Below are 26,703 nucleotides of genomic sequence, written 5' to 3'. Positions count from 1 at the left end.
AATTGGGTCACGCGCCACGCGGCGCTTGATCGAACGACTTTCACGGTTAATCATTTTCTCATGTCGCACACAGTTTTTCCTTTTTCCCTTTGCCTCAGCGGGCTGATATTGGGCCTTTCGCTGACCGGCGCCGCGCGCGCGGCGACCCATGCTGTGCTGGTGGGCGTGTCCGATTATCAGGTGCTCGAGGCCGATCTGCGCGGCCCGGCCAATGATGTCGGGCTGGTGGCCGAAACGCTGCTGGCGCGCGGCGTGGCCGCTGATCACATCCGCCTGCTGGCCGCCCCCGATGCACGCGCGCCCCAAGGCGTGACAGTGCACGCGGCCCCCACCCGCGCCGCGATCCTGTCCGAACTGGGCCGGATGGCGCAGCTGGCCGGGCCGGGCGACACGGTATTCTTCTACTATTCCGGCCACGGCGCGCAGGCGCCTGATCTCAATGGCGACGAGGCGGGCGGGTATGACGAAATTCTGCTGCCGACCGATGCCTCGGGCTGGAAAGGCGCGATTGGCAGGGTCGAAAACGCCATTGTCGATGATGAACTTGCCCCGCTGATGCAGGCGATTCTGGATCGCGGCGCGCAGGTGGTGGCGGTGCTGGATGCCTGCCATTCCGCCACCGGGTTCCGCGCCCTTGGGCGGGGCGTCGCGCGCTATGTCAGCCCGGCACAACTGGGCCTGCCCGACACGCCGGGCACTCCGGGCATCACCCCGGCCGAGGGCGCAGCGACCCATCTGGCCGAGCCTCTGCACGGTGATTTCGTGTTCCTCTACTCCTCGCAATCCGACCAGCGCTCGTTCGAATATCCGCTGGGCGATGCGAGCGATCCGGCCAACTGGTACGGCGATTTCACCCGCGCGCTGATGGGCGTTCTGGCGCAGGAATCCAGCCTCAGCTGGGCGCAGGCGCTTCAGGCCGCCAGTGATAGGATGGCGCGCAGCGGCCCGGCGGCACAGACCCCCGATGGCGAAGGCACGCTGATGCAGGCGGCGGTCTTTGGTCAGGCGCGGCCCGCACGGCGCTATGGCTTCGCGGCGGGCACCTTGGCGGCGGGGCTGCTGGCCGGGCTGAACGAAGGCGCTGAGGTGGCGGTGTTTGACAGCCTGCTGGCCGAGGCCCCCGTGGCCCGCGCCACGCTGCACCACTTGACCCCGGACAGCGCCGCGATGCAAAGCGCCGACATGCTGCCGCCCAAAGGCTATGCCGCGCTGCTGCGCCCCGGCCTGCCCGCGCCCGTGCGGCTGGCGGTGCCGGTGCGGGCCGATGCGGCGGATGGGCACGACTATGCCGCGATCCTGACCGGGCTGGCCGCGATGGACGCCCCCGAGGGCGTCACGCTGAACGCGCCCGACTATGACATGCTGCCCTATCTGGTCGACGGCACGCTGGCATTGACCGCACGCGATGGGGTGCTGGATGCAGACGGGCCGGGCACCAGCCCGCGGCTGGTTCAGGGCGAGGATCTGGCGGCCTTTCTGGACCGCGCGGCGCGGGTAACGCGGCTGCGCGCGGCGCTTGCCTTGGCCGAGGGCGGCGGTGGCCTGGCCTTCGCCATGCCGGGCGCCGGGCTGAAGCAGGATCTGGCGTGGCTGCGCGGCACCTCTGAAGGCGACGCATGCGCCGATCCGCAGACCGACCCCACCCCCATCACCGCGCCGATCACCGCAGGCCATTGCGATCAGATCTGGCTGACGCTGTCGAATGGCTCCAGCACGGCGCGCGACGTGACTGTCCTGTATGTGGACCGCGCGTTTCACATCACCCCGATCTGGCCCGCGCCGGGCCTGTCGAACCGCATCGCCTTTGGCGAGGCGCAGGAGGTGGGGATGCTGATCCAGAACCCGTCGCAGCGCCGCGGCGCAGAAGAGATCATCGTGCTGTCGGTGCCCGCCCGCGATGGCGCGCCGCGCACGGTTCTGACGGCGCTGGCCGACCCCGAAACCGCCCGTGACCTGACCTCGGGCGATGCCCTCAGCGGATGGTTGGGCGCGGCGCTGACACCCGACGAATCCAGCAGAAATTTCAGCTTTTCCGGCGCGATTCCCGCGCTTGAAATCACCCGCCACAGGATCAGCCTGCACGGCGGGACATAAGGCAGATGCCAACAAGTATTTAAACAATCATACACCGAAAGGACATGAATATGACGTTTCTCAGTATCAAAGGACTGGCCTTGGGCACGGCGCTTCTGGCCAGCACCGCCACGGCGCAGGAGTTTTCCGCGCCGCCCGCCGACCCGACGCAATCCTCGCCCTTCGCCTTTGCCGAAAGCCACAAAAAGGCCGAGCGCACGCAGGAAATGACCAAGGACGGCAGCGGCTCGCGCGTGATCGGCGGCGAACTGGCGGCGCCGGGGGCTTGGCCGTGGCAGGTCGGGCTGATGATCGCAGGCCAGCCGGTGACGCCAGACGCGCATTTCTGCGGCGGCTCGCTGATCCTGGACACCTGGGTGCTGACGGCGGCGCATTGCGTGCATATGCAGGACAAGGATGGCAGCTATTTCGACCTCGATCCGCGCCAGCTGACCGTGCTTGTGGGCACCAATACCATCGCGCCGGGCAAGGGCGACAACATCCCCGTTGCGGGCGTGTTCCGCAATCCCGGCTATAACCCGCAGGGTTGGGATGGCGATGTGGCGCTGCTGAAACTCGCGCGCCGTCCGAATGTCCCGGTCCGCCCGATCAAGGTGCCGGATGCGGATTTCGGCAATGTGCTGGATCAGGCGGGTGTGCCCACGGTGGTCACCGGCTGGGGGCTGGTGAATGGCGGCGAACACCCCTCTGACATGTATCAGGCCGAGATCCAGATGATGTCGCGCGAGATGTGCAACGGTGCCATCATGGAGGCGCGGGCCAAATCCGCCGCCCAGAGCTTTGGTGCCGCCGCCTCGACCTTCGGCCTCAGCCGTCAGGATGCACAGGACGCCTGGGTTGAGCTGGTCAAGCGCGCGCCGCTGCCGCTGACGGAAAACATGCTGTGCTCGGGCTCGTTCGAGGGTGGCAAGACCTCGTGCCAGGGCGACAGCGGCGGGCCGCTGGTGGTGCCGCTCGATGACGGCAGCTATGTGCAGGCGGGCGTCGTCAGCTGGGGCCTGTCGGCGGGACCGAACAAGACCTGCGCCGAAAACGCGATCTTCTCGGCCTATACCAAAGTGTCCAACTTCCTGCCTTGGCTGAACCAGACGATCAGCGCGAACTAAGACAGGCCTGCGCCTGCCCAACGCCCCGCGCCGGACCCTTCGGCGCGGGGCACTGACATGGACCGAAAAGTCGAAATGCGACCCGTGTCGACGGATCGGCCCCCATGGCGGCGACGATTGCCTGCGGCCAATATGCCGATGCACCGCTTCGGCCGCGGCATCTCCGCGCAATCCGATGATCATTTCATCGCCGCGCCCCGTTCCGACCCTGCGGCGACGCTCAGGATCGCATGCGTCACCGCGTGCCCTCCGTCGGGGCTTCCCCCCGCCGCAATTCCGGCTAAGCTGCGCCGGTCACAGATGATTTGCCAGAGGCCCCCCATGCACGAGACAGCCAAGACCATTGCCATCATCGGCGCCGGTATCAACGGTGTGGCCACTGCGCTGTGGTTGCAACGCGACGGGCACCGGGTGATCCTGATCGACAAGGCTGGCCCGGCCGAGGGCACGTCCTATGGCAATGGTGGCGTGCTGGCCTCTTGCGCGATCGTGCCGGTCACGTCTCCCGGCCTGCTGGGCAAAGCGCCGGGGATGCTGCTGGACCAGAACCAGCCGCTGTTCCTGAAATGGCGCTACCTGCCGCGGCTGCTGCCGTGGCTGGTGAAATATCTGCGCCACGCCAATGCCGCCGATACCCGCCGGATCGCCGCCGCCCTGACGCCGATCGTCGGCGACAGTCTGGCCGATCATCAGGCGCTGGCCGCGGGCACCGGCGCAGAAAAATGGCTGGTGCCCTCGGACTACACCTTCCTCTATCCCTCTCGTGCCGCATTTGAAAAAGACAGCTTCGGCTGGTCCATCCGCCGCGCCAACGGCTTCACCTGGGACGAACTCGACGGCCCCGAAGTGGCAGCCTATGACCCGGCCTTTGACCCCGCCCTGTCGTTTGCCGCGCGGCTGAAAAACCATGGCCGCATCAGCGATCCGGGCCAATATGTCAAAGATCTGGCCGCTCATGTGGTCGCCAACGGCGGGCAGCTGATCCAGGCCGAGGTCAGCGACCTCGTGCGCGACAATGGCCGTGTGACCGGGGTGCGCGCGGGCGGCGAAACCATTGCCTGCGATGCTGCCGTGATCACCACCGGCGTGTGGTCCGGGCCACTGGCGGCCAAACTCGGCCTCAACGTGCCGCTCGAAAGCGAACGCGGCTATCATATCGAGCTGTGGAACCCGTCGGTCATGCCGCGCGGGCCGATGATGATCACCTCTGGCAAATTCGTGGTGACCCCCATGGAGGGGCGGCTGCGGCTGGCCGGAGTCGTCGAATTCGGCGGGCTCAAGGCCGCGCCCTCGCGCCCGCCGTTCGAACTGCTGATGCGCAATATCCGCACTGCAATGCCGGGGCTGACATGGGATCACGCCACCGAATGGATGGGTCACCGCCCCGCGACCAGCGATTCAATCCCGCTGATCGGCGCCGTGCCGGGGCTGGAAGGCGCCTATATGGGCTTCGGTCACCACCACGTCGGGCTGACCGGCGGGCCGAAAACCGGCCGTTTGCTGGCGCAGATGATCAGTGGCCGCGTGCCCAACGTTGATATGGCGCCCTATGATCCTGCCCGCTTCGCCGCGCGCTGATCACAGCGCCGTGGCGGACCGTGCGGCCTGATCATACTGCCCAGACATCAGTCGCAGCAGGGTGGACAGCTTGCTGATCTGCTCTGGCTCGAACCCCAGTTCATGCACCGCCTCCAACAGCAGGCTCTCGCGGATCTCGCGGTAGCGCAGACAGGCGGCAACTCCGGCCTCGGTCGCCTCGACCGTCTTTTCCTTGCCGCGCCGCCCGTCCTTGACCAGCCCGGATTTGATCAGCTTCTTGATCGCGTAATTCACCGTGTGGGTGTCTTCGATATTCATCACCAGACACAGATCCGCCAGCGTCTTGGGCCGCCCGCGATGATACACTGAATGCAACACCAGCACATCCAACGAGGACAACTCGGGATACCCGGTCGCCGCCATCGCCCGCGCCACCCAGCGGTGAAACGCATTGCCCGCGATGATCAGGCCGAACTCAAATTCCGAAATCTCGGGGAAGGAACCTTCCGCGAGGTGCGAGGACGAAACGATCGGGCCAATTTTTGCATCAGACATAAGCACAGAGTGCCGGACGCTGACAATTTGTCAACATTTTGTTGACGAACCGCAGCGCCCTGCGCCTATACTGATCACAGAATCGCGACCTCGCCCGCTTTGGCGCGGTACGATCTTTCAGGCTCTCCCCGAAGCCGAACCATTTTTCAGGGGCAACAAGGCGCAACAGCCGATCACTCTTTCAACATGGGAGCTTTCCTCAATGACCAAACTGACCAGCCTTCTGGCCGCCACCGCACTGACTGCCGCCACCGCCCTGCCTGCCGTTGCGGGCGAAAAATGGGATATGCCGATGGCCTATTCCGCCTCGAACTTCCACTCCGCCGTGGGGGCCGAATTCGCCAAATGCGTCACCACCGGCACCGGCGGCGAGATCGAAATTACCACCCATCCCTCCGGCTCGCTGATTGCGGGCAATGATATCAAACGCGCGGTGCAGACCGGGCAGGTCCAGATCGGTGAACGCCTGCTGTCGGCGCACCAGAACGAAAACCCGATCTTCGGTTTCGATTCCGTGCCCTTCCTTGCCACCTCGTTTGACGATTCCGAAAAGCTCTATGCCGCTGCCAAACCCACGCTGGAGAAAATCCTGGGCGAGCAGAACCTGACCCTGCTTTATGCCGTGCCATGGCCGCCGCAGGGGCTGTATTTCAAGAACGAAGTTACGTCCGTGGCCGACATGAAGGGCGTCAAGTTCCGGTCCTACAACTCTGCCACCGCGCGTCTGGCCGAACTGACCGGCATGCTGCCGGTGCAGATCGAAGCCGCCGAGATTTCCCAAGCCTTCGCCACCGGCGTGGCTGAATCCATGGTTTCCTCCGGCGCCACCGGCTATGACCGTAAGGTCTGGGAAAGCCTGAACTATTTCTACGAGGTCGACGCCTGGCTGCCGCATAACTACGTCTTCGTGAACTCGGACGTGTGGAAAGCCACCCCCGATGCCAGCAAGTCGGTGATCTCTGCCTGCGCCAATCTGGCGGAATACACCGGCGTGTGGCGCTCCAAGCAATATACCGATTTCACCATGAAGGGCCTCGCCGATGGCGGCATGACCGTCGCCCCCGCCTCTGACACGCTCAAGGCTGAATTGCAGGTGATCGGCGAAACCATGACCGCTGATTGGCTGGCCTCTGCCGGCGCCGAAGGCCAGGCGATCGTTGACGCCTTCAAAGCCGACTAATCCGGCGCGCGGGGGCCACACCGGCCCCCGCCCATCCCATCCTTTCTCATCCGACAGGAGGTTCCGCCATGGCCGCTTTGCGTGCCCTGCTTGACGGGCTGTACCGGGTCTCGGGCGTTGCCGCCGCGCTTTGCCTGATTGCCATTCTGACGCTGATCGTGCTGCAAATGCTGGCCCGATGGACTGGCGAGGTGTTCCCCGGCGCCCCGGAATACGCGGGCTATGCCATGGCCGCCGCCTCGTTCCTGGCCTTCGCCAGCGCGCTTAACCACGGCAGCCATATCCGCGTCTCGATCCTGCTGAATTCTCTTGGCCCCCGTGCCGGGCGCGCGCTTGATATCTGGTGCTTTGTCATTGGCAGCGCGGTGGCGTGGTATTTCACCTACTACGCTTGGCGCTTCGTGAATTTCTCCTACAAGTTCAAAGATATAAGCCAAGGTCAGGATCGCACCCTGCTGTGGATGCCGCAATCTTTGATGCTGATCGGCGCCGCCATTCTGGCCGTTGCCCTGACCGATAACCTGATCCACCTGATCGTGACTGGCAAAAACCGCGTCGTCCGTGATCTGGTCGACCAAAGCCACGGGGAATAGGCCATGGAAGACCTCTCAATCATCGTGCTGTTCCTGTTTGTCCTCTTCGTGCTGCTTGGCTCTGGCGTCTGGGTCGGGCTGGCGCTGATGGGCGTCGCCTGGGTCGGGATGGAGCTGTTTACCACCCGCCCCGTTGGCGATGTGATGATGACCGTGATCTGGACCGCGTCGTCAAGCTGGACCCTGACCGCGCTGCCGCTGTTCATCTGGATGGGCGAAATCCTCTATCGAACCCGGCTTTCCGAGGACATGTTTCGCGGCCTTGCCCCATGGATGGCGCCGCTTCCGGGCGGGTTGGTACACACCAATATCGTCGGCTGCACGGTGTTTGCCGCCGTCTCCGGCTCCTCCGCCGCGACGCTGACCACCGTGGGCAAGATGTCGATCCCGGAACTGCGCAGGCGCAATTACCCCGAGAAAATGATCATCGGCACGCTGGCCGGTGCCGCCACGCTGGGCCTGATGATCCCGCCCTCGCTGACCCTGATCGTTTACGGCGTCACCATAAACGAAAGCATTTCCAAACTGTTCTTCGCCGGCATCGTGCCGGGCATCGTGCTGGCTGCAATGTTCATGACCTATGTCGCCATCATGTCGCGCCGGGCGCGTGACTGGGCGCCGACCCCTGAACCCAAACTCAGCTTCGCGCAGAAGATCGCCAACTCCCGCTTCCTGATCCCGGTGATGTTGCTGATCATGCTGGTGATCGGCTCGATGTACCTCGGCTTTGCCACCGCGACCGAGGCCGCCGCCTTCGGCGTCCTCGGCAGTCTGGCGCTCGCCGCCTCGCAAGGCTCGCTCAGCTGGTCGACCTTCACCGCCTCGCTGATGGGCGCCACCCGCACCAGCGCGATGATCGCGCTGATCCTTGCAGGCGCGGCCTTCCTGTCGCTCAGCATGGGCTTCACCGGCCTGCCGCGCGGGCTGGCCGACCTGATCAGCAGTTGGAACCTCAGCAAATTCCAACTTCTGATGGCGCTTTTGGTGTTCTACATCATCCTTGGTATGTTCCTTGATGGCATTTCGTCGGTGGTGCTGACCATGGCCGTGGTCGAACCGATGATCCGCGAGGCGGGCATTGACCTGATCTGGTTCGGCATCTTCATCGTCGTGGTGGTGGAAATGGCGCAGATCACGCCGCCGATCGGTTTCAACCTCTTTGTGCTGCAAGGCATGACCGAGCATGAAATGGGCTTCATCGCCCGCGCGGCCTTCCCGATGTTCCTGATCATGGTGCTGATGGTCTTCGTCTTGATCGCCTTCCCCGAGCTGGCAACATGGCTGCCGGACAACATCCGCCGGGGGCCGGGCGGTTAGCGATGAATCCGCTGCATTTCTTCGCCCGCCACGGGCGTGCCACGCTGATCGCGGGGCTGCTGGCGGGGTTGTTGCTGCCCGCGCTGGCCGGGGCCTTGCGGCCTTGGCTGCCGCAGATCGTGGCGGTGCTGCTGTTCCTGACCGCCTTCCGTATCGGCCCGCAACAGGCGATAGGTTCGATGGCGCAGGCCCGCTGGACTCTCTGGCTGGTGCTTGCCTTCCAGCTGGCGCTGCCGCTGGCCGGTCTGGCGCTGATGACCGCGCTTGGCGTGGCGCAGACCCCCTTCGGCTTTGCGCTGCTGCTGGTGCTCTCGTCCTGTTCCATCTCTGGCTCCCCCAGTTTTGCCCTGATGCTGGGCCATGATCCGGCCCCGGCGCTGCGGCTGCTGATCCTCGGCACCGCGCTCTTACCGCTGACCGTGCTGCCGATCTTGTGGCTTTCGCCCAGCATGGGCGACCCGCGCGCCGTGCTGACCGCCGCCGCGCGGCTGCTTGGCGTCATCGCGCTGGCCTCGGCCACCGGCTTTGCCCTGCGCCATGCCGCCTTTCGCACCCTGACGCCTAAGGCCACCCGCACCGTCGATGGGCTGACCAGCCTTGCCTTGGCCGTCATCGTCATCGGGCTGATGTCGGCCCTCGGTCCGGCGCTGCACACCGACCCCGCGCTGGTCGCGCGCTGGATGCTGGCCGCCTTCGCCACCAATTTCGGCCTGCAAATCAGCGCCTTCATGATCCTGCGTCGCCTTGGCCACCCCGATCCCGTCGGCCCCGCCATCGTTGCGGGCAACCGCAACATGGCGCTGTTCCTCGTGGCGCTGCCTGCGGCCACCACTGACCCTTTACTGATCTTCATTGGCTGCTATCAGGTGCCCATGTATCTTACGCCCATCCTTCTCAAACGCCTCTATGCCCATGACTGACGCCTTTCCCCGCATCGCCCCCGTTGGCCTGTCCGGCATCGCCATCAGCTTTGCCGATACCCTGTCGGAACCCGCCAACCGCGCCGCGCTGGCGTTTCGCGCGGCAATCGACAGCGCCGGTTGGGACGGGGTCGAGGAAAGCTCGACCTCGCTCACCTCGGCCTTCCTGCGATTCGATCCCCTGCATTTGACGCATGATGACCTGACCAAACGGTTAACATCGCTGATCACGGCACAGGACTGGTACGCCGCGCCGCTGCCCACTGGCCGCCGCCACTTCCGCATCCCGTGCGTCTTTGGCACCGACCTCGCGCCGCAATTCTCCGAGGCCGCACAGGCCGCGGGCCTCACCGAGGCTGAGGCCCTGCACAGCCTGACCGCTGCCCGCCCGCGCGTGCTGACCATCGGCTTTGCCCCCGGCCAGCCCTATACCGGCCAGCTTGGCCCGGAATGGGATATTCCGCGCTTGAAAACCCTGACCCCAAGCGTGCCGCAGGGCGCGCTGGTGGTGGCAATCCGCCAGTTGATCATCTTCTCCAACGCGACGCCCACCGGCTGGCGCCATATCGGTCAGACCGCGTTCCGTTGCTTCCGCCCCGAGGCGCCCGATCCCTTCGCCCTGCGCCCCGGCGACGAACTCAGCTTCACCGCAATCACCCCCGAAGAATTGCACAACATCCGCAATGCCCAAACCACCAACGGCGGCGCCCGGATCGAGGCAATCGCATGACCCGCAGCCTCACGATCCACCGCGCCGGGCCGTCGCTGACCGTGCAGGACGCGGGCCGCCCCGGCTACCTTGGCCAAGGCCTGTCGCGCTCCGGCGCCGCTGACCCGATCGCACTGGCCGAAGGGGCCGCGCTGCTGGGCCAATCCGCCGAACTGGCCGCGCTGGAAATGGCCGGGGTCGGCGGCGAATTCACCGCCGATCAAGACACCCGTATCGCCCTGACCGGCGCGCCCATGATGGCCACGCTCGACGGCGCGCCGCTGCGCTGGAATGCCAGCCACCTCATGCCGCGCGGCGCGCGTCTGGTGATCGGCGCGGCGGGGCAGGGGGTTTATGGCTACCTTCACCTCGGCGGCGGTCTCGCCACGCCGCCGCTGCTCGGCTCGCGCTCGGTGCATCTCGCCGCGGGCGTCGGACGCGCCTGTGTCACGGGTGATGACCTGCCAATCGGGCCGGACCGCGGCAAAACCACCGGGCTGACGCTGGACCCGGAACCGCGCCTGACCGGCGGCGCCCTGCGCATCGTGCCCTCGATGCAGACAGAGCTGTTCCCCCCCGCCGAACGCGCCCGGTTCGAGGCGGCGGAATTTACCCGCGACACCCGCGCCAACCGCATGGGCGTGCGGATGCTGCAACCCGGCGCGCCCTTCGCGGCGCAGGGCCAGCTCAACATCCTGTCCGAAATCATCGTGCCCGGCGATATCCAGATGACCGGCGAAGGCACCCCCTTCGTGCTGCTCAACGAATGCCAGACCACCGGCGGCTATCCCCGCATCGGCACGGTGATCGCCCCCGATCTGCCCCGCGTGGCCCAGGCCGGACCGGGCACCAAGCTGCGCTTTCAGTTTGTCACGCAAGAGACTGCGCTCGATGCCCTGCGCCGCTACCGCGCCATGCTGGCCGGGCTGAAATCCCGCACCCGCCCCTTGGTGCGCGCGCCGCATGACATCCCCGACCTGCTGTCCTACCAATTGGTGGACGGTGCCATTTCCGCCCACCACGAAGGAGACTAAGCCATGACCCTGACCGTCGATCTGAACGCCGATATGGGCGAAAGCTTTGGCCCGTGGAAAATGGGCAATGACGCGGCCCTGCTCGAGGTCATCACCTCGGCCAATATCGCCTGCGGTTTTCACGCGGGCGACCCCGATGTGATGATGGCAACGATGATGGCGGCGGTGCAAAACGGTGTCGGCATCGGCGCACACCCAGGCTTTCACGACCTGCAAGGCTTCGGCCGCTACCGGATGAATATCCCCGCGGCGACCCTCGCCAATCAGGTTCGCTATCAGGTCGGCGCAGCCCAAGCGATGGCCCGCGCCGCAGGCGGGCAGGTCCGCCACCTCAAACTCCACGGCGCGCTGGCGAATATGGCCGCCGAGGACGAGGGGCTGGCCAAAGCCTGCTACGAGGCCGCCCTCTCAGTCGCCCCCGATATCATCATCATGACCCTCGCCGCCACCGCCCAGCAACGCGCCGCCGAAGCGCTCAACTGCGCTTGGGTCGGCGAGATTTTCGCCGATCGCGCCTATAATGACGATGCCACGCTGGTCGACCGTTCCCTGCCCGGCGCGGTGATCCACGACGCCGCCCTCGCTGGTCCGCGCATCGCCCAAATGGTGCAGGAAGGCGCGATCATCACCGAAAGCGGCAAGCGTATCCCGACGAAAATCGACACGATCTGCCTGCATGGCGACACCCCCGAAGCGGTCGATATCGCCCAGTCCACCCGCGCCGCCCTAGAGGCCGCAGGCGTCACCGTCCGTGCCTTCGGCACCTGACCCCGGCTTTCACATGTTCCAAATATCCCCGCCGGAGGCTCCACCGCCTCAGCCCGCGAACGGATCCTCGGGATAGCCAACACTGGCCAGATACAGCCCCTGCGGCGGGCAGACCGGACCGCACTGGGCGCGGTCCCGCGCTTCCAGCGCACCCCGCACCTGATCGGGCGACATCGCGCCCGCGCCGACGCGCTCCAGCGTGCCAACGAAACTGCGCACCTGATTGTGCAGAAAGGACCGCGCCCGCAGATGAAACCGCATCTCAGGCCCGGACCAGCTTTCGACCTCGGTGATCCGCAACTCATCCAGCGTCTTGACCGGGCTGGCGGCCTGACAGATCTTCGAGCGGAAGGTGGTGAAATCATGCCGTCCGACCAGATGCGTCGCCGCCTGTCGCATCAATTCGGGGTCCAGCTGCCGTGGCACCTGCCAGACCAACCCGGCATCATGCGTCGCCGGGGCCCGCCGCATCAGCAACCGAAAGACATAGCGCCGCTCGGTCGCGGAAAACCGCGCGTGCCAGTCATCGGCCACGCGCGTGCAGGCGCGCACCGCGACCGGCAGCGGCTTGAGGTGATAGTTCAGCGCCTCGGACAGCCGGAACGGCTCCCATTCGCGGCTCAGATCGCAATGCGCCACCTGACCCAAGGCATGCACCCCCGCATCCGTCCGCCCGGCAGCGGCGATGGTGTGCGGGCCGGGCTCCAGCCGGGCCAATGCGGCCTCGACCGCGCCCTGCACCGACGCCAGATCAGTCTGCCGCTGCCACCCCACAAAGGGCGCGCCATGGTATTCGATTTGAAGAGCATATCTGGGCATGCGCGCCGCATATCGCAAAACACAGCGCGGGGGAAGACGCCGGGTTTTTGAGTATTTATTTCAGAAAGAAGCAGCGAAAGGTTTTTTGCAGCGCAGCTTGCGCTTATGTTGAACACAGAGATTTCAGCGAAAGGCGCAGTTTTGGTCATTTCCGCAATTGCCGACAGTCTGACCCGACAGGTCGAAGCAGTCGGCGACACACTTTCCGAGACGTTTTTTGAGCCGGTGATCCGGCTGGGGGTGACCGGGCTGGCGCGATCGGGCAAGACGGTGTTCATTACCTCGTTGATCGCCAATCTGATGGACCGGGGCCGGATGCCACAACTGGTGGCCGCCGCTGATGGCCGGATTTCCGCGGCCTATCTGCAACCGCAGCCCGACGACACGATTGCGCGGTTCGACTTTGAAACCCACTTGGCCGCCCTGACTGCGCCTGCGCCGCATTGGCCGGACAGCACTCGCACGATTTCCGAACTGCGCCTGTCGCTGCGGGTGCGGCCCACGGGCCTTTTGTCGGGTCTGCAAGGGCCGCGCACGGTGCATCTGGATATTGTCGATTATCCCGGCGAATGGCTGCTGGATCTGGGCCTGCTGGACAAAACCTATGACCAATGGTCGACTGATGTGCTGGCGCGGATCGACAAACGCGCCTGTGCGCAGGGCTTCATGGAGCGCGCCCGCGCCGCCGATCCCGCCGCCGCATTTGACGAGCCGCTGGCGCAGGATCTGGCCAAACGCTTCACCGCCTATCTGAATGACGCGCGCAAGGCGGGGTTTTCCGACTGCACGCCGGGGCGGTTCCTGCTGCCGGGCGATCTGGCGGGCAGCCCGGTGCTGACCTTCGCACCGGTGCCGCTTCTTGGCGCGTCCAGGCGTGGCTCGCTTCACCGCGAGATGGAGCGGCGGTTCGAGGCGTATAAATCCCGCGTCGTCAAACCCTTCTTCCGTGATCATTTCGCGCGGATCGACCGGCAGGTGGTGCTGGTTGATGCCCTGGGCGCAATCCATTCGGGGCCTGAAGCGGTCGAGGATATGCGCCGCGCCATGGCTGATATCCTCAGCGCGTTCCGCCCCGGCCGCAACGCCTTCCTCAGCCGCTTGCTGATGGGCCACCGGGTGGAGCGCATCCTGTTCGCCGCCACCAAGGCCGACCACCTGCACCACACCCAGCACACCCGCCTGAGCGCGATCATGGAGGCGCTGACCCGCGAGGCGCGCGACCGCGCCGATTTCGCCGGGGCCCACACCCAGGCGCTGGCCATCGCATCCCTGCGCGCCACGGTCGAGGAAACGCTGGACCACGACGGCAAGACGTTGGATTGCGTCCGCGGCACACTTCTGGACAGCGGCAAACGGGCGGCATTCTATCCCGGCGAATTGCCCGAGGACCCCGCGCGCCTGCTGTCCCCCGCCCGTTCTGGTGCGCAGAAGTGGCTGGATGGCGACTATGCGGTGATGAACTTCGCGCCCGCGCCGCTGGTGCTGAAACCCGGCGAAGGCCCGCCGCATATCCGGCTGGACCGCGCGGCGCAGTTCCTGATCGGAGACAAGCTGTGACCCCAACCCGCGCCCGGTTGCGCCATATGCCCGCGCTGCTGGCGATCCTGTGGGCCCATACCCGCGCCCCGGATCAGACCGCGCCCGCTCAGCCCATTGTTGCGCGCCCGCGACGCGCCGACATTGTCCTGATGGCGCGGATCATCCTGCGCCGCTGGGTCTGGATCAGCTTCGACGACACCGGCCCCGCCGGGTTTCTGGCCCGCGACGGCGCACGGGTGCACGCGCTTTACGTCCACCCCCGCGCGCAGCGGCGCGGCCACGGCAGCGCCCTGTTGCGCCACGCCAAAAGCGCAATACCAACCGGCGACTGGCTAGAGCTGTGGACCCTGCAAGACAACGCCCCGGCGCGCGCCTTTTATGCCGCGCACGGCTTTGATGTGGCCCGCTTTGGCACCGGGATGGGCAACGATGAAAACCTGCCGGACCTGCATCTGGTCTGGCAAGCAAAGGCAGCAGCATGACCCAAGGCCCGATCCTGATCGACCTAGAAAACACCCCCGCCGCCCCCGGCCCGGATCAGGCCCCGCCGGTTCCCGACGTTGGCCTGCCCGCAGCAGGCCCGACGGCGATGCAAAAGGCGGTCACGCTGGCCGCGCGCGGGCCCTCAAGATTGGCACGGTGGGGCTGGGGGCTGGCGCTGTCTCTGCTTGGCGCCATGATCTCGGTCGCGGCGTGGGATTTCGTCATCAACCTGATCAACCGCATCCCGCTGCTGGGCTATGCCGTGGGCGCAATCAGCATTGCCCTGCTGCTGGTGCTGACCGTTGTGGTCCTGCGCGAACTGGCCGCGTTTTCGCGCCTGTCGCGGATGGACAAGCTGCACAAACGCGCCGAGGAAGCGCTGGCCGAAAACAGCCTGCCCAAAGCGCGCGAGGTCACCACGCGGCTCACAACCCTCTACGCCAACCGCCCCGAACTGGACTGGGCCCGCGCCCGCTTTGCCGAGCGTAAGGACGAACAGTTCGATGCCTCCGCCCTGCTGGACCTGGCCGAGGCTGAACTGCTCAGCCCGATCGACACCGCCGCCCTGGCCGAGGTCGAAGCCGCCGCCCGGCAGGTCGCCTTGGTTACCGCCCTCGTGCCGCTGGCGCTGGCCGATGTCGCCGCCGCCCTCACCTCGAACCTGCGGATGATCCGCCGCGTGGCCGAACTCTACGGCGGCCGCTCGGGCACACTGGGCAGCTGGCGCCTGACCCGCGCAGTGATGACCCACCTTGTCGCCACCGGCGCCGTGGCCATGGGCGATGATATGATCGGAACCCTGGCTGGCGGTGGCCTGCTGTCGAAACTCTCGCGCCGCTTCGGCGAAGGCGTGGTCAACGGCGCCCTCACCGCCCGCGTCGGCGTGGCGGCGATCGAGGTCTGCCGCCCGCTGCCGTTCTCGCGCAAACGCCGCCCCTCGGTCTCGGCCCTGGTCAGCCGCGCCCTGACCGGCCTCTTCGGCCGAACGTGATCTCGGCTTCTTTCTGAGCAAAATACTCCGGGGGAGGGTTTGAAAATCAAAGATTTTCAAACTCGGGGGCAGCGCCCCCAACCTCAGCGCAGCCGTGGCACCCCGTCCGGCCCAGCCATCTTTTCCACCACGCCCGCGCGCAACGATCGCCCGATCCGATGCGCCAACTCTGACCACGCCGCCGCCTGCGCGGGCCGCAGCTCGCGCTGCAACACGTGATCAAACAGCGCCAGCCAGACTGAAAACATCCCCGGCCTTACATCCCCCGCCTCGCGGTGCGCCTGCATCGGATTCCCGTCATAACTGCGCTCGTGCAAAATCGCATTGCGCCAGAACCCGGCGACCTTGTCCTCATGCGAGGGCCAGTCATCTACATGGCGCGCAAACACGGGGCCCAACCCGGGATGATGCCGGATCGCTTCGTAAAACACGGCAACCACCCGGTTGATCTCCTCCGGGGTGATGTCGAACTTCGGGGGAAGTGGTGCCATATCCGTGCCTCCTGTGGCCTTGGCTGCTGTCTACGCCCCCCCGACCGCGGAATAAAGTGGCCAAAGCGCCGCGACGCCGACCTGCCCACCAAGGCCGTCTGACCAAATTGTGCGCCTGGCGGCGCGCTGCATAAGCACTCCGTGCGCTTGGCGCTTCGCCCCTCAGGCGTTCGCGCGGGGCAAAACACATCGCCAGCCCGCGCGCGCCCACGCCACTGTCAGCCCATCCGCCTGTTTGCGGCACCGCCCACTGGACGCCCCCCGCGCAGCATCCTATAACGCACCCCATGACGCATCTGATCGCGATCATCACCCGAATTACATGCCCGGCGCTCTGATAAATTCGAGCCGCCGGGACAAGGCGCGTGACCACTGCGCCGCCCTCATTTCCCCAGAATAATCCGATCACCGAAGGACGCCCCCGATGTGCGCCGAGACCCCCGACTACAAAACCACGCTGAACCTGCCGCAAACCGATTTCCCGATGCGGGCGGGCCTGCCGAAACGTGAACCCGAATGGCTGTCCCGCTGGTCCGAGATGGACATCTACGGCCGCCTGCGCGCCAAGGCGCTGACCGAGGACCGCACGCCCTTCACCCTGCACGACGGCCCCCCCTATGCCAACGGCCACCTGCACATCGGCCACGCGCTGAACAAGACCATCAAGGACATGATCGTGCGCAGCCATCAGATGATGGGCCGCGACGCGCGCTATATCCCCGGCTGGGATTGTCACGGGCTTCCGATCGAATGGAAGATCGAAGAGCAATACCGCGCCAAGGGCAAGAACAAGGACGAGGTGCCGATCGTCGATTTCCGTCAGGAATGCCGCAATTTCGCCGCTGGCTGGGTCGATATCCAGCGCGAGGAATTCAAGCGCCTTGGCGTGACCGGCAACTGGGATCAGCCTTATCTGACGATGGATTTCCACGCCGAGCGTGTGATCGCCGAGGAGTTCCAGAAATTCCTGATGACCGGCACGCTTTATCAGGGTTCCAAACCCGTGATGTGGTCGCCGGTCGAAAAGACCGCGCTGGCCGAGGCCGAGATCGAATACCACGATCACAAGAGCCACACGATCTGGGTGCCCTTCGCCTGCAAATCCGCGCCCGAGGCCCTGCAAGATGCCCGCGTCGTGATCTGGACCACAACGCCTTGGACCATCCCCTCGAACAAGGCGGTCGCCTATAACTCGACCATCGCCTATGGCCTCTACCGCGTGGACGAGACCGAAGAGGAAAGCTGGACCAAGCCCGGCGATCTGTATCTGTTCGCCGATACGCTGGCCGCCGAGGCGCTGACCAAATCCCGCGCCACCAAGTTCACCCGTATCAGCGACGTGGCCGCATCCGACCTCGACGGCATGATCCTCAAGCACCCCTTCGCGGGCCTTGAGGGCGCCAACGGCTTCTGGGACTACGACGTGCCGATGATCGACGGCGACCACGTCACCGACGACGCAGGCACCGGCTTTGTGCACACTGCCCCCTCCCACGGCGCCGACGACTTCACCGCCTTTGAAAAGCGCGGATGGATGGACCGGATGACCCACAATGTCGGCGAGGAATCCGAATTCCTGCCGCATGTGCCGTTCTTTGCTGGCCTCAAAGTCTTTGACCACAAGGGCAAAGAGGGCAAAGCCAACACCACCGTCATCGCCAAACTGGTTGAGGCGGGCGGCATCATCGCGCGCGGGCAGGTCAAACACTCCTATCCGCACAGCTGGCGCTCCAAGGCGCCGGTGATCTTCCGCAACACGCCGCAATGGTTCGCCGCCATCGACCGCCCCGTCGGTGACGGGCACGACACCTATGGCACCACGATCCGCCAGCGTGCCCTGACCTCGATCGACCAGCTGGTGAAATGGACGCCGCAAACCGGGCGCAACCGGCTCTATTCGATGATCGAACAGCGCCCCGACTGGGTGCTGTCGCGCCAACGCGCTTGGGGTGTGCCGCTGACCTGCTTCACCAAAGTGGGCGCGCTGCCGACCGACCCCGACTTCCTGCTGCGCAACGAAGCCGTCAACGCCCGCATCCTCGCGGCGTTCGAGGCCGAGGGCGCCGATGCCTGGTACAAAGAGGGCGCAAAGGCGCGCTTCCTCGACGGGATCGTCAACCCCGATGACTATACTCAGGTCTTCGACATCTTGGATGTGTGGTTCGACTCCGGCTCGACCCATGCCTTCGTGCTGCGCGACCGCGAAGACGGCGCCGCAGACGGCATCGCCGATGTCTATATGGAGGGCACGGATCAGCACCGCGGCTGGTTCCACTCCTCGATGCTTCAGGCCTGCGGCACCATCGGCCGCGCGCCTTACCGCAACGTGGTCACGCACGGCTTCACGCTGGACGCGAAGGGCAATAAAATGTCCAAATCGCTTGGCAACACCATCGTGCCTGAAACCATCATCAAGCAATATGGCGCCGATATCCTGCGGCTCTGGGTGGCGCAGGCCGATTACACCAGCGATCAGCGCATCGGGCCAGAGATCCTCAAAGGCACCGCCGACAGCTACCGTCGCCTGCGCAACACCATGCGCTTCATGCTCGGCTCGCTGGCGCAATTCTCCGAGGCAGACCGGGTCGCGCCCGCCGACATGCCCGAGCTGGAACAGTGGGTGCTGCACCGTCTCGCCGAACTCGACCAGAAAGTCCGCGATGGCTATGCCAGCTTTGACTTCCAAGGCGTGTTCTCTGCGGTCTTCACCTTCGCGACGGTTGACCTCAGCGCCTTCTACTTCGACATCCGCAAGGACGCGCTTTATTGCGACGGCGACACGGCCACCCGCCGCGCCGCCCGCACCGTGCTTGATATCCTGTTCCACCGCCTGACCACCTGGCTTGCCCCGGTGCTGGTCTTCACGATGGAAGAGGTCTGGTTGGAGCGCTTCCCCGGTGCCGACAGCTCGGTGCACCTGCAAGACATCCCCGAAACCCCGGCGGATTGGCTGAATGCCGATCTGGCGGCGAAATGGGCACAGGTCCGCACCGCGCGCCGCGCCGTCACCGCCGCGCTGGAAATTCAGCGCACCGACAAGGTGATCGGCGCCTCGCTCGAAGCGGCCCCCGTGGTGCACGTCGAAGACGCGACCATGCTGGCGACGCTGAAATCCGTGCCCTTCATGGATGTCTGCATCACCTCCGCCATCGCCCTGACCGCCGACCCGGCCCCGTCCGAGGCCTTCCGCCTGCCCGAAGTCCCCGGCATCGGCGTAGTGTTCGAACAGGCAACCGGCGAGAAATGCCAGCGCTGCTGGAAAATCCTGCCCGATGTCGGCCACCACAGCCACGCAGGCGTCTGCGGCCGTTGTGACGCGGCGCTGTCATAAGGCGGGGTAAACCTCGCCCTGCACGGGGGGCAAAGACCGGGCCAAGACCATGCCCGATCCGCCCCCCGTTCTGCATCCCGATATCCGAACCACCGCCCCCTTTCCACGGTCACGTTTCCGGGGCATGATCCTGTCATGCCTCACCTGACCGTTGATACCCCCACCGGCCCGCTCACCCTGACCGAAACCGACGGGGCGATCACCCATGTGACATGGGAACAGGGGGGCAGCGATCAAACCCCATTGCTGACCGAGGCCGCCCGACAGATCACCGCCTATTTCGCCGGAACCCTGCGCACCTTTGACCTGCCGCTCAGCGTCAACGGCTCGGCCTTTCAGCAACAGGTCTGCGCCGCGATCGCCGCCATTCCGTTTGGGGATACCCGGACCTACGGCCAGATCGCCCGCGATCTGGGGGCCCCGGCGCAGGCGGTCGGGCAGGCCTGTGGCGGCAATCCGATCCCGGTGATCATCCCATGCCACCGCGTGCTTGGGGCCAGCGGCCTTGGTGGCTTCTCGGGCGCGGGCGGGGTGGAAACCAAGGTCTGGCTGCTGAAACACGAAGGGGCAGGCGGGCTGCTGATCTGATCGCCAGTGCAAGAGTTAACGCTGCGCCGTGCGCGGCTGGTGCACCTGCCCGGTGTACGGGGGGTGCACAGGGGGTGCACACAATGTGCCGGGCGTAAAACCCCGTCAAAGCCCCCGGTTTACGTGCCGCGCGCTGGAATAACCTGCTGCGCGATGCCTGCGAACAAAAGATAGACCGATGTCACCACCAACCCCCAATGCGCCCAGCTTTCGGGGTGGAAATCCACCCACGCCGCCCAGCCCGCAAAAAAGGTCCAGGCCAAGGCGATCGGCAGCGATATCGCCCGCCAGCGCTCGGTCCGTACCGGATGGATGAATTTCAACGGCATGAACATGCCCACCGCCAGAACCGCCACCAGCGCCAGAATGACCCAGAAATTCGGCTCCAGCGCGAACATCACAATGATCAGCATGTTCCAGCATCCGGGAAAGCCGGAAAATGAATTGTCCTTTGTTTTCATGCGGGTATCGGCGAAATACATGGCGCTGGCAAAGGTGATGACAAAGATCGCAAGCCATCCGGTCCAGCCCGGCAGAAGGCCCGATTTGAACAGCGCAAAGGCCGGGATGAAGACATAGGTCAGATAGTCGATGATCAGATCCAGCAGCACGCCATCGAACTGCGCGGCATAGTGTTTGACGTGGTATCGCCGCGCCAGAGGCCCGTCGATCCCGTCCACCGCAAAGGCCACAACCAGCCACACAAACATCAGGCTCCATTTGCCGTCGACCGCCGCCAGCATCGCCAGCATGGCGAAAATTGCACCCGTTGCAGTCAGCAGGTGGACGGATAACGCCTTGAATTCATTTGTGATTGCCATCAGTGACCTTTCCGCGCCGGTCATCCCGCCTTGGGATGGGTCTTTTCGTATACTTCCATCAACCGGCCCAAGTCCACCGCAGTATACGCCTGCGTCGTCGACAACGAGGCATGCCCAAGCAATTCCTGGATCGCTCGCAGATCCCCCCCGGCATTCAGCAGATGGGTGGCAAAGCTGTGGCGCATCGCGTGCGGAGTGGCCGTGGCGGGCAGGCCCAGCTGCATTCGCGCCTGCTCCATCGCCTTCTGGATCACCCGCGGGTTCAGCGCCCCACCGCGCACCCCGCGAAATACTGGCTGATCGGGCTCCATCGGATGCGGGCACAGCTGCACATAGCGCGCCACGGCCTCGCGCGCGGGGGCGATCACCGGCACGATGCGCTCCTTGCCACCCTTGCCACGAATGCGCAGTACCTCCGCCAGCGGCAGCGCGCGCCCGGTCAGCCCCAGCGCCTCGGAAATTCGCAGTCCACAGCCGTAAAGCATTGTAATTACGGCCATATCCCGCGCGGCAACCCAGCCGGTACTGGTCTGAATCTCGACCGTGTCGATGATCTCTCGCGCGGCATCTTCGGCCAAAGGGCGCGGCAGTTTGCGTTGGAATTTCGGCGATCTGGTCGACAGAACGGCGGTGGGTTCAAACCCTTCCCGCTCGGCCAGCCAGCGATAGAAGCTTTTCACCGCCGACAGTTTCCGCGCCAGCGATCGCGCCCCGACATCGTCGCCCCGCGTGAAGGCCATCCAGGCCCGCATATCCGACACAGTGATCTGCGCCAGCGCTCCCAGCCCCTGAGTCTGGCCTTTGTGGGTGGTCATGAAGCTTAGAAAATCGGCCACATCGCGGCTGTAGGCCGTGATCGTATTCGCCGCCGCGCCCTTCAGCGCTTTCTGCCCGTCCAGCCAGGCTTGCAACGCATCACGGGCGGCGGGCGAGATCAAGGTCATGACAGCCAGCGGCGCATCGACCTTTCGAAAACGCCTGCGAAAAACGCCAGCAAATCAGTACCTTGCTGTGGCGTGAACTGATGCGGGTCTTCTGCGCCCATCACCAGCATTCCCGGCAGGCGCCCGGCGCCGAAGTCCAGTTTTAGGCAGGCCTCTGACCTGACCCAGTCCGCCTGTTCGCCATAAATCGCGGTGGTGCCTTCCTGCATCTGGCGCAGCGTGACCTGCCGCACCGGCACATTGCGCCCGGCGGTCAGGTAATCGTCGATAAAGCCCGGTTCGGCGACCGACAGAACCGCGCCCAGCCGCTTTATCGCCGGGTCATTGTCATTCTGCACCGACTCCAGCACCAGACGCACGCAATCGACCCGCAGGATATCGGCCACTGGTCCACCCAGATCTCGCAGGAAAACCTCGAACTCCATCGGGTCCAGCATCCGCAAAATCGCGCGATGCACCTGATTCGTTCCGGACAGATTTTCATAAGCCGCAGCGATCACACTGCGATGCGTATCCTCCAGCCGGTCCAGCCGCGCCTCCAGCCGCTCCATCGCGATGCCGCGCAGATCAACGATGTTCCCACCCATCGCGCGCTCGTTGGCGGCAATCAGGGCGCGCATAAGGTCTTGGTCGTCAAGGATAACATCCGGCTGCGCGATGATCTTTTCGCGCAAAGTGTCGTCCATTTTGGGCATGCTGCTCATTCTCGCCTCAGTACTTTCCGGAATTATAGCACGGTCACAGGATTTTCTGGCCGGTTTTTTCCCAATCCTTCATGAAGGTCTCGAGGCCCTTATCGGTCAGGGGATGGCTGGCCAGCGCCTTGATCACGGATGGTGGGGCGGTCATCACGTCGGCACCGATGCGGGCGCATTCCAGCACATGGTTAACTGTGCGGATGGAAGCTGCCAGAATTTCAGTCGCGAAACCGTAGTTGTCGTAAACGGTGCGGATATCTTCGATCAGGTCCATGCCGTCGATGTTGATATCGTCCAGCCGTCCGATGAAGGGGCTGATGAATGTCGCGCCAGCCTTGGCCGCCAGCAGCGCCTGATTGGCCGAGAAACACAAGGTGACATTGACCATCGTGCCCTCTTCGGACAGCACTTTGCAGGTCTTCAGCCCGTCCCACGTCAGCGGAACTTTGACCGCGATATTGTCCGCGATCTTGGCCAGCTTGCGGCCTTCGGCAATCATGTCGTCGGCTTTCAGCGCGACCACTTCAGCCGAAACCGGGCCATCGACCATGGCGGCGATCTCGCGGGTGACTTCCAGAATATCGCGGCCGGACTTCAGGATCAGCGAGGGGTTGGTGGTAACGCCATCCACCATGCCCAGATCGTTCAGTTCGGCAATTGCGGCAACCTCGGCGGTGTCTACGAAGAATTTCATCAGAAAGGACCTTGAATGGGTTGGACTTTGGTTATCATGGCTTTACCCCATAGGAACCATTCCCGAAACCCCTTTCACGGAGCCGACGTGCCCGATCCGCAATTCTTTGACCATGGTGATTTGGTGGGCGTGCTGACTGCGCAGCCGTTGGACCGGATACTGGACTATAAGGCCCCCGAAGGTGGCTGCCATCTGGGGGCCTTTGTCGAAGTGCCACTGGGGCCGCGCAAAGTGCTGGGGGTGGTCTGGGGCGCTGGCAAGGGCGACTATGATCGGGCCAAGATCCGCTCGGTGATCCGTGTGCTGGATGCGGCGCCGATGCGCGACGAGATGAAGCAGTTTCTGACCCGTGCCGCCGAATATACCCTGACGCCGATGAGCGCCATGTTGCGGTTGGCCACCCGCGCGCCGGGGCTGGGCGATCCGCCCTCGATGAAAAAGGTGTTTCGGTTGGGGCAGGTCGCGCCGGACCGGATGACGCCCGCCCGCGCCCGCGTGATTGAGACGCTGAACGACTATGGCGGGCTGGCTTTCACCCTGAAAGAGCTGGCCGAGACGGCAGACGTTTCCACGAGCGTCATCAAGGGACTGGCCGCGCAGCGTGCGGTTCTGGAAGAAGACCGCCCGCGCGATCTGCCGTTCCCGCATCTGGACCCGGATCATTCAGGCAAGACCCTGACCGGCGATCAGCAGGCCGGGGCCGAGGCGCTGCGTGCCGGGGTGCGCACGGGGCAATATGGCACCACATTGCTGCGCGGCGTTACCGGCTCGGGCAAGACCGAGGTGTATCTTGAGGCCGTGGCAGAATGCTTGTCGCAGGGGCGGCAGGCGTTGGTTTTGCTGCCGGAAATTGCCCTCACGGCCGAATTCCTGACACGTGTCGAAGCGCGCTTTGGCGCGCGGCCCGCCGAGTGGCACTCGGGCGTGACGATGACCGAGCGGCGGCGGATCTGGAAAATGGTCGGGCAGGGCGGGGCGCAACTGGTGGTGGGTGCGCGCTCGGCCCTGTTCCTGCCGTTTCAGAACCTTGGTTTGATTGTCGTCGATGAGGAACACGACACCTCTTATAAACAAGAGGACGGCGTGCTGTATAATGCCCGCGACATGACCGTGCTGCGGGCGTCGATCTGCGGCGCGCGAGTGGTTCTGGCCTCGGCCACGCCCAGCCTTGAAAGCTGGGCCAACGCCGAGGCGGGCAAATACGACAAGCTGACCCTGACCGATCGCTTTGGCGTTGCGGTCATGCCGGTGATGAAATGCATCGACATGCGCAACGAAAGCCTGCCGTCGGATCGCTGGATTTCGCCCAGCCTGCAACGGGCGGTCACCGCGCGGCTTGAGAAGGGTGAGCAATCGCTGCTTTTCATCAACCGCCGTGGCTATGCGCCGATCACGCTGTGTCGGGCCTGTGGACATCAGATTGGTTGCGATCATTGCGATGCGCGGATGGTCGAGCACAGGTTTCTCAAGCGGCTGGTTTGCCACCAATGCGGCGAAAGCAAACCAATGCCCGAAAAGTGCCCGTCATGCGAGGCCGAGGGGCGGCTGGCCCCGGTTGGTCCGGGGGTGGAGCGGCTTACCGAAGAGGCAGTGGCGCTGTTCCCCGATGCGCGGGTGGTGACGCTGTCATCTGACATGTACGGCTCGGCGCGCGCCCTGAAGGCCGAGATCGAGGCGATTGCCGCCGGGGCGGCGGATATCATCATCGGCACACAGCTGGTGGCCAAGGGGCACAACTTTCCGCAGCTCACTTTGGTGGGGGTGATTGATGCCGATCTGGGCCTGCAGGGCTCTGACCTGCGCGCCGCGGAGCGCACGTTTCAACTGATGCGGCAGGTGGCGGGCCGGGCCGGTCGGGCCGAACGGCAGGGCGAGGCCTTGCTGCAAAGTTATCAACCTGAGCATCCGGTGATCCGCGCCATTCTGGCGGGCGACGAGGATGGGTTCTGGCGCGCCGAGGCGGGCGAGCGTCGCCATGCGGGGGTGCCACCCTATGGGCGGATGGCGGGGATCATCCTGTCTTCGACCGACCCGCAGGAGCCGTTCGATGTTGGTACTGAATTGGCGCGGCGTGACGGGCCATTGCGGCAGATCGGGGCAAAGGTTTTTGGCCCGGCTCCGGCGCCGATTGCGCGTATTCGCGGGCGGCACCGGGTGCGGCTGCTGGTGACGGCCGACAAGGGCGCGCCGTTGCAGGCGGCACTGTCGCGCTGGGTGGCGCAGGTCCGGCTGTCGCCGCAGATGCGGCTGGCGGTGGATATCGATCCGCAAAGTTTCTACTGACGTTGCGGCGCGCCTTGTTCGGGCAGGATCATGCGACGTCAGGCCGGGGCCATGGCGCCGCGTTGATCAACCAGACGATCGGTCAGCATCGCGCCGATCCACATGCAAAGCAGCGCCAGCCAGCTGGTTCCGGTAAAGATCGAGGTGCCGGTGACACCATTGCCGATCGCACAGCCCCCTGCCAGCATCCCGCCAAACCCCATCAGCACAGCGCCTGTCATTGAGCGGCGCATGAAGCTTTCGTTGGTGAAACCCTGAAACTCGAATTCGCCGCGCAGGACCGAGGCGGCGAAGCCCCCCAGAAATACCCCCGGCACCAGCCCGATGTCGAACTCCAGCACCGGATCAGAGGTCAGGAAAAACATCAGCGTATTGGCTGAAGGGCCGGTGAAGGTGGCCGAGGTGATGACCATCGGCTCAAAACTGACATTGGCCAGCGCATAGGTCAGAACCCAGCCCACGGCGACCGAGAACCCGACGCCAGACGCAAAGACAAGCCGCGCCACGGGCATCTTATTCTTGAGCGCCACAGCAAGCGCAAACAGGGCCGTGGCGAAACCCGCCGCCACACCAAACCAGTCGGGCAGGCCAAGCGCATCCAACAGGTTCAGGTTGTGCCCGCCCGCAGTCAGCCACAGCTTTGCCAGCCCGTCGCGCAGAGGGGCCAGCCAGCCATGCAGGCTCATCTGCGCGACGACGGCCAGCACCAGCCCGGACACCAGCGCCCGCAGGTTGCCGGTGGAGGCCAGTACCAGAAGCCGCCCCGAACAGCCGCGCGCCAGAACCATGCCGACACCGAAAAGCAGCCCGCCGATGATCGCGCCTGACCATGTGCCGGGCACGGCCATCATCCGCGCATCCTCGGCCCGCATCAGACCCATCTGTTCGGACAGTTGCACCCAGAACAGGGCGGTGGAAAACGTCAGCAACCAGACGGTAACCGCAGGCCCCATCTGGCCGCGCGCGAATTCCACAGTGGCCGCGCGCAGGCAAAAGCGCGAACGCTGCGCCGCCACGCCGAACAGGATGCCGGTGATCAGGCCAAACAGAGCCGAGGTGGGGTTTTCGCCGATCCGCTCGACAAGGGGCAGAATATCCATGGCGCGCCTTTTTCGTGGTTTGGAAGGGGGTATGACATTCACATATTCAGATTACCTTGATCCAGATCAGACACCCTCGCCAAGCTTTGGCAAAGGGCGTAAGGGG

General features: G+C 64.9%; 24 protein-coding genes. 16 read left to right on the top strand and 8 right to left on the bottom strand.

From position 1 onward, the window contains the following. The first annotated feature begins 60 nt into the window (after positions 1-60). The 3 genes from BSF79_RS03030 (at position 61) to BSF79_RS03020 (ending at position 4,778) form a co-directional block, all read left to right on the top strand. Positions 61-2,094: a caspase family protein gene (locus BSF79_RS03030; protein ID WP_175545243.1), complete on the top strand. Its 2,034-nt coding sequence runs from the start codon at positions 61-63 to the stop codon at positions 2,092-2,094. 50 nt (positions 2,095-2,144) lie between these two features. Next, the gene (locus tag BSF79_RS03025; RefSeq protein ID WP_175545242.1) at positions 2,145-3,200 is read left to right on the top strand and encodes a serine protease; all 1,056 of its coding nucleotides are present in this window, start codon (positions 2,145-2,147) and stop codon (positions 3,198-3,200) included. Positions 3,201-3,521: 321 nt separating this feature from the next. After that, on the top strand, positions 3,522-4,778 hold the full coding sequence (locus tag BSF79_RS03020; protein WP_090268162.1) for an NAD(P)/FAD-dependent oxidoreductase: 1,257 nt from the start codon (positions 3,522-3,524) through the stop codon (positions 4,776-4,778). Here BSF79_RS03020 and BSF79_RS03015 read toward each other — a convergent pair whose 3' ends face one another. Next, positions 4,779-5,294: a winged helix DNA-binding protein gene (locus tag BSF79_RS03015; RefSeq protein WP_090268159.1), complete on the bottom strand. Its 516-nt coding sequence runs from the start codon at positions 5,292-5,294 to the stop codon at positions 4,779-4,781. Between the two features lie 202 nt (positions 5,295-5,496). On the opposite strand from BSF79_RS03015, the gene BSF79_RS03010 reads away from it, so the two are divergent. The 7 genes from BSF79_RS03010 (at position 5,497) to BSF79_RS02980 (ending at position 11,815) form a co-directional block, all read left to right on the top strand. Then, positions 5,497-6,474, top strand: coding sequence for a TRAP transporter substrate-binding protein (locus BSF79_RS03010; protein ID WP_090268156.1), 978 nt, complete (start codon positions 5,497-5,499; stop codon positions 6,472-6,474). Positions 6,475-6,542: 68 nt separating this feature from the next. Continuing rightward, positions 6,543-7,067: a TRAP transporter small permease gene (locus tag BSF79_RS03005; protein ID WP_090268153.1), complete on the top strand. Its 525-nt coding sequence runs from the start codon at positions 6,543-6,545 to the stop codon at positions 7,065-7,067. Between the two features lie 3 nt (positions 7,068-7,070). Then, positions 7,071-8,384, top strand: a complete 1,314-nt coding sequence (locus BSF79_RS03000) for a TRAP transporter large permease (protein ID WP_090268151.1) — start codon at positions 7,071-7,073, stop codon at positions 8,382-8,384. Continuing rightward, positions 8,345-9,304, top strand: a complete 960-nt coding sequence (locus tag BSF79_RS02995) for a hypothetical protein (RefSeq protein WP_245776301.1) — start codon at positions 8,345-8,347, stop codon at positions 9,302-9,304. The genes BSF79_RS03000 and BSF79_RS02995 overlap by 40 nt, the downstream gene beginning before the upstream one ends. Continuing rightward, entirely contained in the window at positions 9,297-10,034 is a 738-nt protein-coding gene (locus BSF79_RS02990) for a 5-oxoprolinase subunit B family protein (protein ID WP_090268147.1), read from the top strand. Before BSF79_RS02995 ends, BSF79_RS02990 begins: the two co-directional genes overlap by 8 nt. Continuing rightward, on the top strand, positions 10,031-11,047 hold the full coding sequence (locus BSF79_RS02985) for a 5-oxoprolinase subunit C family protein (protein WP_090268145.1): 1,017 nt from the start codon (positions 10,031-10,033) through the stop codon (positions 11,045-11,047). The genes BSF79_RS02990 and BSF79_RS02985 overlap by 4 nt, the downstream gene beginning before the upstream one ends. A 3-nt stretch (positions 11,048-11,050) precedes the next feature. Continuing rightward, entirely contained in the window at positions 11,051-11,815 is a 765-nt protein-coding gene (locus BSF79_RS02980; RefSeq protein WP_090268143.1) for a LamB/YcsF family protein, read from the top strand. Positions 11,816-11,863: 48 nt separating this feature from the next. Here the strand turns inward: BSF79_RS02980 and truA are convergent, their stop codons facing one another. Next, entirely contained in the window at positions 11,864-12,634 is a 771-nt protein-coding gene (gene truA / locus BSF79_RS02975) for a tRNA pseudouridine(38-40) synthase TruA (protein WP_090268140.1), read from the bottom strand. Positions 12,635-12,775: 141 nt separating this feature from the next. Here truA and BSF79_RS02970 point away from each other — a divergent pair, with 141 nt between their 5' ends. From BSF79_RS02970 to BSF79_RS02960, 3 genes are read left to right on the top strand one after another with little or no spacing between them, the layout of a single operon-like run. Beyond that, positions 12,776-14,191, top strand: coding sequence for a YcjX family GTP-binding protein (locus BSF79_RS02970; RefSeq protein ID WP_090268695.1), 1,416 nt, complete (start codon positions 12,776-12,778; stop codon positions 14,189-14,191). After that, entirely contained in the window at positions 14,188-14,655 is a 468-nt protein-coding gene (locus BSF79_RS02965; RefSeq protein WP_139246373.1) for a GNAT family N-acetyltransferase, read from the top strand. The genes BSF79_RS02970 and BSF79_RS02965 overlap by 4 nt, the downstream gene beginning before the upstream one ends. Continuing rightward, positions 14,652-15,647: a YcjF family protein gene (locus BSF79_RS02960; protein ID WP_090268136.1), complete on the top strand. Its 996-nt coding sequence runs from the start codon at positions 14,652-14,654 to the stop codon at positions 15,645-15,647. The genes BSF79_RS02965 and BSF79_RS02960 overlap by 4 nt, the downstream gene beginning before the upstream one ends. Positions 15,648-15,730: 83 nt before the next feature. On the opposite strand, the gene BSF79_RS02955 is transcribed toward BSF79_RS02960, so the two are convergent. Continuing rightward, positions 15,731-16,138 carry a group III truncated hemoglobin gene (locus BSF79_RS02955; protein ID WP_090268134.1) on the bottom strand — a complete coding sequence of 136 codons (408 nt, stop codon included), beginning with the start codon at positions 16,136-16,138 and terminating at the stop codon, positions 15,731-15,733. Positions 16,139-16,562: 424 nt separating this feature from the next. Here BSF79_RS02955 and ileS point away from each other — a divergent pair, with 424 nt between their 5' ends. Together ileS and BSF79_RS02945 are read left to right on the top strand one after the other, a co-directional pair. After that, the gene (gene ileS / locus BSF79_RS02950; RefSeq protein ID WP_090268132.1) at positions 16,563-19,469 is read left to right on the top strand and encodes an isoleucine--tRNA ligase; all 2,907 of its coding nucleotides are present in this window, start codon (positions 16,563-16,565) and stop codon (positions 19,467-19,469) included. A gap of 135 nt (positions 19,470-19,604) precedes the next feature. After that, a complete protein-coding gene (locus BSF79_RS02945; RefSeq protein WP_090268129.1) occupies positions 19,605-20,057 on the top strand; it encodes a methylated-DNA--[protein]-cysteine S-methyltransferase in 453 nt (150 codons plus the stop codon). 119 nt (positions 20,058-20,176) lie between these two features. Here the strand turns inward: BSF79_RS02945 and BSF79_RS02940 are convergent, their stop codons facing one another. Genes BSF79_RS02940 through fsa form a run of 4 tightly spaced genes read right to left on the bottom strand, consistent with a single transcriptional unit; the run spans position 20,177 to position 23,214 of the window. Then, the gene (locus tag BSF79_RS02940) at positions 20,177-20,878 is read right to left on the bottom strand and encodes a CDP-alcohol phosphatidyltransferase family protein (RefSeq protein ID WP_425443227.1); all 702 of its coding nucleotides are present in this window, start codon (positions 20,876-20,878) and stop codon (positions 20,177-20,179) included. A 20-nt stretch (positions 20,879-20,898) separates the two neighbouring features. Next, positions 20,899-21,822, bottom strand: coding sequence for a tyrosine recombinase XerC (locus BSF79_RS02935; RefSeq protein WP_090268127.1), 924 nt, complete (start codon positions 21,820-21,822; stop codon positions 20,899-20,901). Further along, on the bottom strand, positions 21,819-22,526 hold the full coding sequence (locus tag BSF79_RS02930; protein WP_090268125.1) for a DUF484 family protein: 708 nt from the start codon (positions 22,524-22,526) through the stop codon (positions 21,819-21,821). Before BSF79_RS02930 ends, BSF79_RS02935 begins: the two co-directional genes overlap by 4 nt. Before the next feature lie 34 nt (positions 22,527-22,560). Continuing rightward, positions 22,561-23,214: a fructose-6-phosphate aldolase gene (gene fsa / locus BSF79_RS02925; protein ID WP_090268122.1), complete on the bottom strand. Its 654-nt coding sequence runs from the start codon at positions 23,212-23,214 to the stop codon at positions 22,561-22,563. A gap of 36 nt (positions 23,215-23,250) precedes the next feature. Between fsa and BSF79_RS02920 the strand changes: the two genes are divergently transcribed. Further along, positions 23,251-25,497: a primosomal protein N' gene (locus BSF79_RS02920; RefSeq protein WP_090268693.1), complete on the top strand. Its 2,247-nt coding sequence runs from the start codon at positions 23,251-23,253 to the stop codon at positions 25,495-25,497. Between the two features lie 38 nt (positions 25,498-25,535). On the opposite strand, the gene BSF79_RS02915 is transcribed toward BSF79_RS02920, so the two are convergent. Then, positions 25,536-26,597, bottom strand: a complete 1,062-nt coding sequence (locus BSF79_RS02915; RefSeq protein ID WP_090268120.1) for a YeeE/YedE family protein — start codon at positions 26,595-26,597, stop codon at positions 25,536-25,538. Positions 26,598-26,703: the final 106 nt, after the last annotated feature.

Source organism: Thalassovita taeanensis, assembly GCF_900110775.1.
GTDB lineage: Bacteria > Pseudomonadota > Alphaproteobacteria > Rhodobacterales > Rhodobacteraceae > Litorimicrobium > Litorimicrobium taeanense.
Note: the sequence above shows the minus strand (reverse complement) of the source record. Positions and strands in the feature narration are given on the sequence as shown.